We start from the raw sequence: 13515 nt of genomic DNA, 5'->3' as shown, positions 1-13515 counted from the left end.
GTTCTGAGTCGGTTTTCCCGGCCCCTCCTGGGACCGTCCCGACGCTCAAGGCGTCGTGCCGTTCCCGCTCGGGCGGAGCCGTAAACGTACTGGAGCGGGGCTGCCCGATGCAAATCGGGGAGCCCCGCTCCGGGTTCACGCGTACGGCGGGCCGTGCGCGGGTCAGACCTCGACCACCACCGGGAGGATCATCGGCCTGCGGCGATAGGTGTCGGAGACCCACTTGCCCAGCGTGCGGCGGATGAGCTGCTGCAGCTGATGGGGCTCCACGACGCCGTCCTGGGCCGAGCGTTCCAGGACCTCGGCGATCTTCGGGGCGACGGCCGAGAAGGCCGAGTCCTCGATGCCCGAGCCGCGGGCCTGGATGTGGGGGCCGCCCGTGATCTTGCCGGTGGACGAGTCCACGACGACGAAGACCGAGATGATGCCCTCGTCCCCGAGGATCTTCCGGTCCTTGAGAGCCGGCTCGCCCACGTCGCCGACCGAGAGTCCGTCGACGTACACATAGCCCGCCTGGACCTTGCCGGAGATCTTGGCCTTGCCCTCGACGAGGTCGACGACCACGCCGTCCTCCGCGATGACGATGCGGTCGTGCGGGACGCCGGTCAGCGCTCCCAACTCGGCGTTGGCGCGCAGATGACGCCATTCGCCGTGGACCGGCATCAGGTTCTTCGGACGACAGATGTTGTAGAAGTACAGGAGCTCGCCCGCGGACGCGTGGCCCGAGACGTGCACCTTGGCGTTGCCCTTGTGGATGACGTTCGCCCCCCAGCGGGTGAGGCCGTTGATCACGCGGTAGACCGCGTTCTCGTTGCCGGGGATGAGCGAGGAGGCCAGGATCACCGTGTCGCCGGGGACGATGCGGATCTGGTGATCGCGGTTGGCCATGCGGGACAGGGCCGCCATCGGCTCGCCCTGGGACCCCGTGCAGACCAGGACGACCTCGTGGTCGGGGAGGTCGTCCAGCGTCTTGACGTCTACGACCAGGCCCGGCGGGACCTTGAGATAGCCGAGGTCGCGGGCGATGCCCATGTTGCGGACCATCGAGCGGCCCACGAAGGCGACCCTGCGGCCGTACTCGTGCGCGGTGTCGAGGATCTGCTGGATGCGGTGGACGTGGCTGGCGAAGCTGGCCACGATGATCCGCTTGCGGGCGTTCCCGAAGACCGTGCGCAGGACGTTGGAGATGTCCCGCTCGGGCGGCACGAAGCCCGGGACCTCGGCGTTCGTCGAGTCGGAGAGGAGGAGGTCGATGCCCTCCTCGCTCAGACGCGCGAACGCGTGCAGGTCGGTGAGGCGGCCGTCCAGCGGCAGCTGGTCCATCTTGAAGTCGCCCGTGTGGACCGCCATGCCGGCCGGTGTGCGGATGGCGACCGCCAGCGCGTCCGGGATGGAGTGGTTGACGGCGATGAACTCGCAGTCGAACGGGCCGATACGCTCCCGGTGCCCCTCCGCGACCTCGAGGGTGTACGGGCGGATCCGGTGCTCCTGGAGCTTGGCCTCGATCAGCGCGAGGGTCAGCTTGGAGCCGATCAACGGGATGTCCGGCTTCTCCCGGAGGAGGTACGGGACGGCGCCGATGTGGTCCTCGTGGCCGTGGGTGAGGACGATGCCCTCGATGTCGTCGAGGCGGTTCCTGATGGACGTGAAGTCCGGCAGGATCAGGTCGATTCCGGGCTGCTCCTCCTCGGGGAAGAGCACTCCGCAGTCGACGATCAACAGGCGGCCGCCGAACTCGAAGACCGTCATGTTCCGGCCGATCTCACCGAGACCGCCGAGCGGGGTGACCCGCAGGCCGCCCTCCGGCAGTGGCGGGGGCGGGGCGAGTTGCGGATGCGGATGACTCAAAAGACTCTCCTCAAACACGCGCGCCACGTACCGGTGGGCACGTGGCGCGCATGACGTTCGTGCAGAAGCAGTTGTCGTGGTGGATTGCAGGCACCGGTGGCCTGCCTATTCAGTTGTGAAGTCCGTTGTCAGAGCTGTACCCCGCCCGCGGCAAGATCGATCTTGAGCTGCTCGATCTCTTCGGGCGAGCACTCGACCATGGGCGAGCGCAGCGGTCCGGCGGGCAGGCCCTGGAGCGCGAGCGCCGCCTTGGTCGTCATGACGCCCTGGGTGCGGAACATACCCGTGTAGACGGGCAGCAGCTTCTGGTGGATCTCGGTGGCCTTCTGCACGTCGCCGGCGGTGAACGCCTCGACGAGGGCGCGCAGGTCCGGGGTGACCACGTGGCCGACCACCGAGACGAAGCCGACCGCGCCCACGGAGAGCAGCGGCAGGTTCAGCATGTCGTCGCCGGAGTACCAGGCGAGGCCGGAGCGCGCGATGGCCCAGCTCGCGCGGCCCAGGTCGCCCTTGGCGTCCTTGTTGGCGACGATCCGGGGGTGCTCGGCGAGGCGGACCAGCGTCTCGGTGCTGATCGGGACGCCGCTGCGGCCGGGGATGTCGTAGAGCATCGCCGGCAGTCCGGTGGCGTCCGCGACGGTCGTGAAGTGCCGGTGCAGGCCTTCCTGCGGGGGCTTGTTGTAGTACGGGGTGACGACCAGGAGGCCGTGCGCGCCCCTCTTCTCCGCCGTCCGGGCCAGCTCGACGCTGTGGCGGGTGTCGTTGGTGCCGACTCCCGCGACGACGTGGGCGCGGTCTCCGACGGCCTCCAGGACGGCTCGTACCAGGTCCGATTTCTCCGCGTCACTGGTGGTGGGGGACTCGCCCGTGGTGCCGTTGACGATCAGGCCGTCGTTGCCTGCGTCCACCAGGTGGGTGGCGAGCCGCTGTGCGCCGTCGAGGTCGAGTGCGCCGTCCGCCGTGAACGGCGTGACCATGGCGGTGAGGACCCGCCCGAAGGGGGTCTGCGGAGTGGAGGTCGGAGCCATGGGGAACACGCTACTCGTTGCTCACGGTGGGGTCTGCCCACGGGGGGTACGGACAGTCATGACAAGTGCGGAGCCCGGCACTGCCTGCTCGGGGGTTCAAGCAGTGCCGGGTCCGTTTGATCAGGCTAGATGAACTTCTCCAAATGCCGCAATACGGACACTTCGCACGGATGATCCGTACATACGTCTCCGTGGCCGTGTCCCTTACGGGGCGACGCGACCGTTGGCGTTGAAGGCGGCGTAGGTGAGGGGCATGAGCTTGGCCCACTCGGCCTCCATCCTCTCGCCCACCATCTCGATCTCCCGCTGCGGGAACGAGGGGACCTTCGCCAGCTCGTGCTGGGTGCGCAGACCGAGGAAGTGCATCAGCGAGCGGGCGTTGCAGGTGGCGTACATCGAGGAGAAGAGACCCACCGGCAGGACCGCGCGGGCGACCTCGCGGGCGACGCCGGCGGCGAGCATCTCCTGGTAGGCCTCGTAGGCCTGGCGGTAGGAGTCCTCCATGGTGCGGTTCACCAGCTCCTGCTGGTCCTGCGTGCCCTCGACGAAGACGTACTTGCCGGGACGGCCCTGCTGAACGAGTTTGCGGTCCTCGCCGGGAACGTAGAAGACCGGCTGGAGCTCGCGGTAACGCCCGGACTCCTCGTTGTACGAGTTGTGTACGACAAAACCGTCAGCGATGAAGTTGTGGTGCGGCGGAGGCATGGAGATGTCGTAGGTCATCTCCTCCCCGTCAGGGACGACGGAGACCACGACCTCCCAGCGCACGCCGTTCTGGAGGGCGCGGCGGCGCACTCCGATCGGCACGCCCTCGCCGTTGGTCTTGCGCTGGTGACACGACTTGCAGGCCGGTCGCAGATTTGAGACGTCGAGCGCCTTGGTCAGGTCGGCATCCACCGGGATGACGTGATCCAGCTCCAGGTCCTTGGCCTCGAACTTCTCGTCGCAGATGTAGCAGAGGTCCATGGGCGCAACGAGATCGGACCGCTGCTCGGTGGTCCAGATCTGGATCCCCTCGCGCAGGCGCTTCGGGATGCCTACCCGCTCGCCGACCCCCACGCGGCCCAGCCGCCCGATCCGGTCGCCGACCCGCAGGTCGCCGGCGCGCACCCAGCCATCGGGCGTCCACACACGGTGGTCTGCTGTGCACCGCAGAGCCTTGCCGTTCGTTGTCGACACCTTGAGGATCGGCTTCACGCCGGACTCGAACACGTCGACCATCGGCGCCTTCTCCGCCAACCCGGTCTCCAGGTTGACGGTGTCGGTCAGGAGGTTCTGGCAGGACTTCAGCCTGCGCGTACGCCCCAGGGAATCGGGCACACCGATCTTCCAGTCCCGATGGATGTCCGCGATGCGTTTGGCTTTGCCGTTCTTGCTGGTGCCGACACGAATCATGGCGTCCCCCGGCAGGCACCAGCCCACCCTGTGCCGCATGAACTCGCGGAACACGAAGATCGGGGCACTGATGAAGAAGGTCATCGAGTTGTGCTCGAACGGGCTGCCGTGCCGGTCCCGCATCAGGTAGTTGATCAGGCCCTTGGAGCGTTCCGGGTCCTTGCCCAGTTCGTCCAGGGAGTGCTCGCCGACGGTCGAGACGCGGGCGGCGAAGAGCACGTCCGCGTCGGACGCGGTGTGCTTGACCAGCTCGACGGTGACGTCGCTGCGGAAGCCGGGCTTGAGGTCGGCGGGGCTGTCGGTCACGGTACGGGGGTCCTTCCATCGCGTCTTCTGAGCGGCGACAACTCTACGGGGGCAGCCGAGCCGGGCTTCCGTCGGCGTGCCGCGGGATTCGTGCGGGACGTCTGCTGATATTGGGCACGTTTTCGGGCACTCGCTCGTCTGAACCAGTGACGCGGTCCCCTCGGCAGCGTCCACGCGACTTCTCTCGGGAGGAAGTACCCACCATGTTCCGCCGGCGCGAGCCCGTACCCTTCGCCTTTGTCGCCGAGACCGACAGGTTCCGGAGCAATGTCACTCCCCCGCCCCCCGAACGGTCCTCGGTGAGCCAGATAGCCGGGCGTTGCCTGCTGGGGCTCACCATCATGGCCGCGCTGGTGGGCTCGGTGGTCATCGGGATGCCGGCGCTGAGCCAGAACCAGCCCGCGCAGGGACCGCAGTCGCAGGCGTCCCAGGGCCGCTGAACACCACGCCGACGCCATCCGGCCCCCGAAGGTGGTGAGCCGGGACACAGCCGGATAGCCTCACCGGGCACAGCCCACGCATGGACGAGTGAGGACCAGCCGTGCCCCTGCCCTTCCTGACGGCCGACCGCGCATTCGAGGCAGCGGACGACGTCGCGTTGCCCTTCGACGACCGCGACCGCTGGCGGCGCCCCTACCGGCCCGGGCCCTGGCGGGTCGGTGCGGCCGCGTTGGCGCTGCTGCTCGCCTCGTACGTGCTGTTCGCGGCCGTCATCATCGCTCTGACCGGATCGGTGTCCGAGGCGGGCACGGTCTTCGGCTGCTCGCTGGTCGTGATCGCCGCGGCTCTGCGCCTGCTGCGGGTGGGGGTGTGGGTGAGCGACCGCGGACTGCGCCATGTGGGTTTCCTCCGCACGCGCACGCTGCCGTGGGAGCGGATCCTGGCCGTGCGGACCGTCCAGCAGCCGGTGCGCTGGCTAGGGCTGCCGCGGACGGTCCAGGGCGAAGCGCTGACCCTCGTCCGGCGGGAGCGGCCCGCCGAGGCGGCGCCGCTGCTGACCACGCACGGTGCGGACTTCCTGGCGCGTCCCGAGGCGTTCGACCGGGCGGCCGACGCCGTCGAGGCGTGGGCGTCGGAGAACCGGCGCGGCTGACTCCGCGCGGGCATGCAGGGGGAAGGGGCCGGTCCACGGTGTCGTGGACCGGCCCCTTCCCCCTGCATGCGGGCGGGCCGGGCGGCCCCGTGTCCGAACGGGATGGTGGAAGCGGCCGCGCAGGCGTGCGGCTCAGGCGGTCCGGACCGGCTTGCCGTCGTGGAGGGCGATCGCCCGCTGCATCGCCTTGCGGGCCCTGGGGGTGTCGCGGGCGTCGTGGTAGGCGACGGCGAGACGGAACCAGGTGCGCCAGTCCCCGGGGGCGGCCTCGGTCTCGGTCTTGCGCCGGGCGAAGACCTCGTCGGCCGAGTCGCGGTCGACGCGGCCGCCGGGGGTGCGCCGCAGTTCGTCGACGGGCAGGCCGCCCTCGGCGTCGAGTTCGGCGGCGAGGGCGTTGGCCCGGCGGACGAACTGGGTGTTCTTCCACAGGAACCAGACGCCGATGACCGGCAGGATCAGCACCGCCACCCCGAAGGTGACGGTCAGGAGCGTGCCGGACTGGATGAGCATGACGCCGCGGCTGCCGACCAGGACGAAGTAGAAGACCAGGACGGCGGCCGTGAGGGCGTAGGAGATCTTCGCGCGCATGACGTCAGGGACTCAGTTCAGGTCGAGGAAGTGTTCCAGGCCGAAGGTGAGGCCCGGCGTCGACACCACCCTGCGGGCGCCCAGCAGGATGCCCGGCATGAAGCTGCTGTGGTGCAGCGAGTCGTGGCGGACGGTGAGGGTCTCGCCCTCGCCGCCCAGCAGGACCTCCTGGTGGGCCAGCAGACCGCGCAGCCGGACGGCGTGGACGGGGATCCCGTCCACGTTCGCGCCGCGCGCCCCTTCCAGGCCCGTCTCGGTGGCGTCCGGCGCCGGGGCGGTGCCCGCCTTGCGGCGGGCCTCGGCGATGAGCTGGGCGGTGCGCGTGGCGGTGCCGGAGGGGGCGTCCACCTTCTTCGGGTGGTGCAGCTCCACGACCTCGACGGACTCGAAGTAGGGCGCGGCGATCTGCGCGAACTTCATCGTGAGGACGGCCCCGATGGAGAAGTTGGGCGCGATGAGCACGCCCGTCTGCGGGGACGCGGCCAGCCAGCCGTTCAGCTGTGCGAGGCGTTCGTCGGTCCAGCCGGTGGTGCCGACCACGGCGTGGACGCCGTGCCCCACGCAGAACTCGAGGTTGTCCATGACCGAGGCCGGGGTGGTCAGCTCGACGGCGACCTGGGCGCCGGCCTCCGTCAGCGTCTCCAGGGTGTCGCCGCGGCCGAGGGCTGCCACCAGTTCCATGTCCTCGGCGGCCTCGACCGCCCGTACCGCCTCGGAGCCGATCCGGCCGTTGGCGCCGAGGACGGCCACGCGCAGCTTGCTCATCTCTGTGCTTCCTTACCGAAGATGCTTACCGGAGGTGGTTCGGAGGTGGTGGGGCTTCCCGCGGACCCGGCCGGGTCAGGCGACCGCGTCGTGCAGGCGGGCGGCCTGCTTGTCCTTGAGCGGGCCGATGACCGACAGCGACGGCCGTCGTCCCAGGATGTCGCGGGCCACCGAACGGACGTCGTCCGGGGTCACGGCGGCTATCCGGGCGAGCATGTCGTCGACCGACATCTGCTCGCCCCAGCACAGCTCGCTCTTGCCGATGCGGTTCATGAGCGCGCCGGTGTCCTCCAGGCCGAGGACCGTGGAGCCCCTCACCTGGCCGATGGCGCGGCCGATCTCCTCGTCGGACAGACCGTGCTCGGCGACCTGGTCGAGTTCGTCGCGGCAGATCTTCAGGACGTCGTGCACCTGCGAGGGCCTGCAGCCCGCGTACACGCCGAAGAGACCGCAGTCGGCGAAGCCCGAGGTGTACGAGTACACGCTGTAGGCCAGACCGCGCTTCTCGCGGACCTCCTGGAAGAGGCGGGAGGACATGCCGCCGCCCAGGGCCGTGTTCAGCACGCCGAGCGCCCAGCGGCGGTCGTCCGTGCGGGCCAGGCCGGGCATGCCGAGGACGACGTGCGCCTGTTCCGTCTTGCGGCCGATCAGCTCGACGCGGCCCGAGGTGCGGATCGCCCGCCGGCCGTCGCGGGGGGCGACGGGCGCGGCGTCGGCGTTTCTGAAGGCGCCCGCCTTCTCGAAGGCCGCGCGGACCTGGCGCACGACCTTGTTGTGGTCGATGTTGCCCGCGGCCGCGACCACCAGGTGGGTGGGGTCGTAGTGCTTCTTGTAGAAGCGGCGGATGCGGTCGGCGGTGAGGGCGTTGACGGTGTCGACGGTGCCGAGGACCGGGCGGCCCAGGGCGGTGTCCCCGAACATCGTCTGCGCGAACAGGTCGTGCACGCAGTCGCCGGGGTCGTCGTCGGTCATGGCGATCTCTTCGAGGATCGCGCCGCGCTCGACGTTGACGTCCTCCTCACGGATCAGGGAGCCCGTCAGCATGTCGCAGACGACGTCGATGGCGAGCGGCAGGTCGGTGTCGAGCACGCGCGCGTAGTAGCACGTGTACTCCTTCGCCGTGAACGCGTTCATCTCGCCGCCGACCGCGTCTATGGCGGAGGAGATGTCCAGCGCGGACCTGCGGTGCGTCCCCTTGAAGAGGAGGTGCTCCAGGTAGTGGGTGGCGCCGTTCAGGGACGGCGTCTCGTCGCGGGAGCCGACGTGCGCCCAGATGCCGAAGGTGGCGGAGCGGACCGAGGGGAGGGTCTCGGTGACGATGCGCAGGCCGCCCGGGAGGGTGGTCTTGCGGACGACGCCGATGCCGGCCGTGCCCTTGATCAGGGTTTGGGTACGGGCGACGGCCCGCGCCTCCGAAGAGGTGCGGGCCGTCGCCTGGGAGCTACTCGACGTCACTTGTCGGAGTCGTCCTTCGTGTCCTCAGCAGCTTCCTCGCCCTCGATCACGGGGATCAGGGAGAGCTTGCCGCGCGAGTCGATCTCGGCGATCTCGACCTGGACCTTGGAGCCCACACCGAGCACGTCCTCGACGTTCTCCACGCGCTTGCCGCCGGCGAGCTTACGGATCTGCGAGATGTGCAGCAGACCGTCCTTGCCCGGGAGCAGCGACACGAACGCACCGAAGGTGGTGGTCTTGACGACCGTGCCCAGGTAGCGCTCGCCGACCTCCGGCATGGTCGGGTTGGCGATGCCGTTGATCGTGGCGCGGGCGGCCTCGGCCTGCGAGCCGACCTGGGCACCGATGTAGATGGTGCCGTCGTCCTCGATCGTGATCTCGGCGCCGGTGTCCTCCTGGATCTGGTTGATCATCTTGCCCTTCGGGCCGATGACCTCACCGATCTTGTCCACCGGGATCTTGACGGTGATGATCCGCGGGGCGTTGGGGGACATCTCGTCCGGCGTGTCGATCGCTTCCATCATCACGTCGAGGATGTGGAGGCGGGCGTCGCGGGCCTGCTTGAGGGCCGCGGCCAGGACGGAGGCCGGGATGCCGTCCAGCTTGGTGTCGAGCTGGAGGGCGGTGACGAACTCCTTGGTGCCGGCGACCTTGAAGTCCATGTCGCCGAAGGCGTCCTCCGCACCGAGGATGTCGGTGAGGGCGACGTAGTGCGTCTCGCCGTTGATCTCCTGGGAGATCAGGCCCATGGCGATGCCGGCGACGGGGGCCTTGAGGGGCACACCGGCGTTCAGCAGCGACATGGTGGAGGCGCAGACCGAGCCCATCGACGTCGAGCCGTTGGAGCCGAGGGCCTCGGACACCTGACGGATCGCGTAGGGGAACTCCTCGCGCGTCGGCAGGACCGGCACGATGGCGCGCTCGGCGAGAGCGCCGTGGCCGATCTCGCGGCGCTTCGGGGAGCCGACGCGGCCGGTCTCGCCGACCGAGTACGGCGGGAAGTTGTAGTTGTGCATGTAGCGCTTGCGGGTCACCGGGGAGAGGGTGTCCAGCTGCTGCTCCATGCGGAGCATGTTGAGGGTGGTGACGCCCAGGATCTGGGTCTCGCCACGCTCGAACAGCGCCGAGCCGTGCACGCGCGGGATGGCCTCCACCTCGGCGGCGAGCGTACGGATGTCCGTGACGCCGCGGCCGTCGATGCGCTTCTTCTCCTTGATCACGCGCTCGCGGACCAGCTGCTTGGTGAGCGAGCGGTACGCGGCGGAGATCTCCTTCTCGCGGCCCTCGAACTCCGGCAGGAGCTTCTCGGCGGCGAGCGCCTTGACGCGGTCCAGCTCGGCCTCGCGGTCCTGCTTGCCCGCGATGGTCAGCGCGGAGGCGAGCTCCGGGCGGACGGCGGCGGACAGCGCCTCCAGGATGTCGTCCTGGTAGTCGAGGAAGACCGGGAACTCGCCGGTCGGCTTGGCGGCCTTCGCGGCGAGGTCGGCCTGGGCCTTGCAGAGCACCTTGATGAAGGGCTTCGCGGCGTCCAGACCGGAGGCGACGACCTCCTCGGTCGGCGCCTCGGCGCCGCCCGCGACCAGCGTGATGGTCTTCTCGGTGGCCTCGGCCTCGACCATCATGATCGCGACGTCGCCGTCCTCCAGGACGCGACCGGCGACGACCATGTCGAAGACGGCGTCCTCGAGCTCGGTGTGCGTCGGGAACGCGACCCACTGGCCGTTGATCAGCGCGACGCGGACGCCGCCGATCGGGCCGGAGAAGGGCAGGCCGGCCAGCTGCGTGGACGCGGAGGCGGCGTTGATCGCCACGACGTCGTACAGGTGGTCGGGGTTGAGCGCCATGATCGTGGCGACGACCTGGATCTCGTTGCGCAGGCCCTTCTTGAAGGACGGGCGCAGCGGGCGGTCGATCAGCCGGCAGGTGAGGATGGCGTCCTCGGAGGGACGGCCCTCACGGCGGAAGAAGCTGCCGGGGATCTTGCCGGCGGCGTACATCCGCTCCTCGACGTCCACCGTGAGGGGGAAGAAGTCGAGCTGGTCCTTGGGGTTCTTGGAGGCGGTGGTGGCCGACAGCACCATGGTGTCGTCGTCCAGGTACGCCACGGCGGAGCCGGCGGCCTGCTTGGCCAGGCGGCCCGTCTCGAAGCGGATGGTGCGGGTGCCGAAGGTGCCGTTGTCGATCACGGCCTCGGCGTAGTGGGTCTCGTTCTCCACTAGTGAATTCTCCTCGTCTTCGTCCCTCGCTGCCCGTGTGGCAGGGGGACGGTTGCGGAGAAGCGCGCCGTTCGGTGCGGGCCGGTCTTCGATCGAAGCACCCGGGGTTCTCTGTCCCGGGGGCCACTACCGAGGACCGGCGGCGGTGCGGTGCGCTTCTCCTCGTTCGGTGTGCGTGGTGACGTTCACCCGCAGCGAGTGCACGTCATCACGCTGTGTCGTACGTCGTGCGTTGTGCTACCACACTACAAAGCGTGGGAGACACTCCGCACGTTTCCGCGACCGGCAGGGCGCACGACGGGCCCGGCCGGGGTGCGTGCCGCTCCGTGGAGCGCACGCCGCGTACAGCAAAAGGGAGCGGTCCCGATGCTGCCGGGAACCGCTCCCCTCACGGCGTCCTACTTGGCGCCCGCCGCACCGCGGCGGATGCCGAGGCGGTCGACCAGCGCACGGAAGCGCTGGATGTCCTTCTTGGCGAGGTACTGCAGCAGGCGGCGACGCTGACCGACCAGGATCAGCAGACCACGACGGGAGTGGTGGTCGTGCTTGTGCGTCTTGAGGTGCTCGGTCAGGTCCGAGATCCGGCGCGACAGCATGGCGACCTGGACCTCGGGAGAGCCGGTGTCGCCCTCCTTCTGGCCGAACTCGCTGATGATCTGCTTCTTCGTAGCGGCGTCGAGCGGCACGCGTACTCCTCGTAGTCTTTTTCAGGCCACCGAGTGCCCCCGGTCTGTGTCTCGGGGGAGCTTCCGTTACTCGGGAGGCGGGGATCCGCTGAGCGCGACCTCCAGAACCTTCAGGCGGTGCCTGAGGGCGCTTCCGGGGGTGCGTACACAAACGGCCGAAGACCAGGGTATCAGGCCGGTGCGCCGGGCTTGTCCGGGATGCACGGCGGGCGACCGGGCCGCGGTCCGACGGTGCGGGGCGGCGGTGCGGGACGGCAGTCCGGCGGGGGGCCGTCGGCCGCGCGGCGCTCGGCCGGGCGGGGGCGGGCGGGCCGCGCTCCGGCGGGGGGCGGCGCGGGCGTCTGTCCGCATCCGGCGAGTGGGGGCAGTGTACGGGCCGCGAGGCCGGGCGGGAACGTAACGGAGGAACCTCTGAGCTGGGAGAACTGCGACAAGTAGGGTGACGCCACAGCTCGTTGGCACAGCGGGAACAGAGGGAAGGGGCGGAGCCGATCATGGCCGATGACATGGCCGACGCCGAGAACACCGGGAACGCCGGGAACGCCGAGGACAGGGCGGTGCGGGCGCGCAAGGACCGGGAGCGGGACGAGCTCTACGCGCTCGACATCTCCGGCGTCGAGTGGCAGTGCGCACCGGGCACGGAGGAGCACGAGGAGCGCGTCGAGATCGCGCATCTGCCCGAGGGCGCCGTGGCGATGCGGTCGTCGCTCGACCCGGAGACGGTGCTGCGCTACACCGAGGCGGAATGGCGGGCCTTCGTGCTGGGCGCCCGCGACGGCGAGTTCGACCTGGAGCCGGCGCCGGGCGACGGGGGGTGACGGCGGGGCGGCCGGGGTCCGACGACGAGGGACGGCGGTCAACGTCCGAGAAGCCGAGCACGGCGACCGCGCCGACGACGACCCCGGCCGCGCCGCCCAGCAGCCCAAGCAGCGTCTCGCGGCCGCACCCGGCCTGGGCGGCGATGCGTTCGGCGTCCGTGCAGGGGATCCGCCGCCGGCCTGAGCCCGGCGGGCGCAGGGCGCCGTCGCTGCCGCAGTTCCTGGCGCTCGTCAGCGCGATACCGGCGCTCGCCACCATCTTTTCCGCCTGACGCTCACGTGGGGGCGCGCAACGAGGTCTCGCTCAGCGGTCCTCCGCGGGTGACCTGGCGCCGCGCCGACGAACTGACGGCGGCGTGGCGCGCGTTGGAGGACGCCGCTCGCCACGGGGGTGCCGGGCTCGCCCGGCTGGGCCGCGAGCAGCTGCCCGGGATGCTCGCCGCCCTGCCTCTCGGAGGCGCGCGACGACGGCCCGACGCCAGGGGCGACCCCGGGTCCCGGCGCGCGGAACGGCTCGGACGGCGCGCCGGTTCCGGCCGGTCGGAGGGCGCGCGCGCCCTGCCCATCGGGGACGACGGTGTCGTCGGCGGGCTCGACGTCGAGGGGCGGCCCGCCGTGCTGGGGCTCAACCGGCCCACGGTGTACGACGTCGTCCTGATCGGGGGGGCTGTGGACGGCGCAGGTGCCGGCGCTCAGGGCCGCGGCGACCGGCGCGCGGGGCACGCCGGTGCTGGTGGTGCGGGACTGCGGGATGCGCCCCCCACGTGGACGCGTCGCCTCCGGCCCTGGCAGGCCGTGCTGACGCTGCTGCCGCATCTCGGTCCGGTCGCCCCGCGTCTGATTCGGCAGGCCGGGCTGGTCGGCGTGCGGCGGATCCCGCCCGACGAAGCCGCGTAGCTGGGCCGCGCGTTGACGCTGCCCCGGGGGGACGTGGAGGCGCTTCCCACGCTCGCCGACGGTTTCACCCTGGGATGCGCCGACCGTGACCGGCAGTACGTGATGACGCAGCCCAAGGATGCGGCGACCGGGTTGCTGGGCACGCTCCGTCGCATGGACCGAACCGAGGCGGCACCGGCGCCTCGGACGCCTGCTCCCGTACCTCGTGCGGCAGTTGCGGCCTTTTGGCCGGTTTGTTGAGTGACGTGACGAACAGCGGCGGCTTCGTCGTGGAGTCACCGGCGTGGTCGCGGAGTCACCGACGTGATGGACTGGTGCCGAGGGGCGGGCGGGCCTGCCTGCGTCGGGGGTCCGATGACTAGGCTGGTGCGGGGGCGCGGTACCGGAAACCGTGGGACGGGTGTCCTCGCCTCTGGGGGA

11 protein-coding genes and 2 pseudogenes are annotated in these 13515 nt (G+C 70.3%); 4 read left to right on the top strand and 9 right to left on the bottom strand.

The features are described from left to right. Positions 1-162: 162 nt before the first annotated feature. The 4 genes and pseudogenes from Sri02f_RS17570 to Sri02f_RS42825 form a co-directional block, all read right to left on the bottom strand. Entirely contained in the window at positions 163-1848 is a 1686-nt protein-coding gene (locus Sri02f_RS17570) for a ribonuclease J (RefSeq protein WP_109002239.1), read from the bottom strand. A gap of 128 nt (positions 1849-1976) precedes the next feature. Further along, positions 1977-2876: a 4-hydroxy-tetrahydrodipicolinate synthase gene (gene dapA / locus Sri02f_RS17565; RefSeq protein ID WP_109002238.1), complete on the bottom strand. Its 900-nt coding sequence runs from the start codon at positions 2874-2876 to the stop codon at positions 1977-1979. Positions 2877-3080: 204 nt separating this feature from the next. Then, positions 3081-4271 (bottom strand): FAD-dependent thymidylate synthase, encoded by a 1191-nt coding sequence (gene thyX, locus Sri02f_RS44085; protein ID WP_373865104.1) that lies wholly within the window; start codon positions 4269-4271, stop codon positions 3081-3083. Between the two features lie 18 nt (positions 4272-4289). Then, positions 4290-4577 (bottom strand): annotated as a pseudogene (locus Sri02f_RS42825) (FAD-dependent thymidylate synthase); the annotation flags it as partial. 203 nt (positions 4578-4780) lie between these two features. Here Sri02f_RS42825 and Sri02f_RS17555 point away from each other — a divergent pair. Further along, positions 4781-5017, top strand: a complete 237-nt coding sequence (locus Sri02f_RS17555) for a hypothetical protein (protein ID WP_109002236.1) — start codon at positions 4781-4783, stop codon at positions 5015-5017. 101 nt (positions 5018-5118) lie between these two features. Further along, entirely contained in the window at positions 5119-5670 is a 552-nt protein-coding gene (locus Sri02f_RS17550; protein WP_109002235.1) for an SCO5741 family PH domain-containing membrane protein, read from the top strand. 132 nt (positions 5671-5802) lie between these two features. Here the strand turns inward: Sri02f_RS17550 and Sri02f_RS17545 are convergent, their stop codons facing one another. From Sri02f_RS17545 to rpsO, 5 genes are all read right to left on the bottom strand, one after another. Continuing rightward, positions 5803-6258: a tetratricopeptide repeat protein gene (locus tag Sri02f_RS17545; RefSeq protein ID WP_109002234.1), complete on the bottom strand. Its 456-nt coding sequence runs from the start codon at positions 6256-6258 to the stop codon at positions 5803-5805. 12 nt (positions 6259-6270) lie between these two features. Then, positions 6271-7023, bottom strand: coding sequence for a 4-hydroxy-tetrahydrodipicolinate reductase (dapB, locus tag Sri02f_RS17540; RefSeq protein WP_109002233.1), 753 nt, complete (start codon positions 7021-7023; stop codon positions 6271-6273). Positions 7024-7098: 75 nt separating this feature from the next. Next, complete coding sequence (locus Sri02f_RS17535; protein ID WP_109002232.1) at positions 7099-8478, bottom strand: M16 family metallopeptidase; 1380 nt, start codon at positions 8476-8478, stop codon at positions 7099-7101. Next, the gene (locus Sri02f_RS17530; protein WP_109002231.1) at positions 8475-10694 is read right to left on the bottom strand and encodes a polyribonucleotide nucleotidyltransferase; all 2220 of its coding nucleotides are present in this window, start codon (positions 10692-10694) and stop codon (positions 8475-8477) included. Before Sri02f_RS17530 ends, Sri02f_RS17535 begins: the two co-directional genes overlap by 4 nt. A 398-nt stretch (positions 10695-11092) precedes the next feature. Beyond that, positions 11093-11380, bottom strand: a complete 288-nt coding sequence (rpsO, locus tag Sri02f_RS17525; protein WP_015657483.1) for a 30S ribosomal protein S15 — start codon at positions 11378-11380, stop codon at positions 11093-11095. Between the two features lie 506 nt (positions 11381-11886). Between rpsO and Sri02f_RS17520 the strand changes: the two genes are divergently transcribed. Beyond that, positions 11887-12198, top strand: coding sequence for a DUF397 domain-containing protein (locus tag Sri02f_RS17520; RefSeq protein WP_109002256.1), 312 nt, complete (start codon positions 11887-11889; stop codon positions 12196-12198). A 432-nt stretch (positions 12199-12630) separates the two neighbouring features. After that, a pseudogene (locus tag Sri02f_RS17510) lies at positions 12631-13254 on the top strand (hypothetical protein); the annotation flags it as partial. Between the last annotated feature and the right edge of the window lie 261 nt (positions 13255-13515).

It is taken from the genome of Streptomyces rishiriensis (assembly GCF_003112535.1).
Taxonomy (GTDB): domain Bacteria; phylum Actinomycetota; class Actinomycetes; order Streptomycetales; family Streptomycetaceae; genus Streptomyces; species Streptomyces rishiriensis.
Note: the sequence above shows the minus strand (reverse complement) of the source record. Positions and strands in the feature narration are given on the sequence as shown.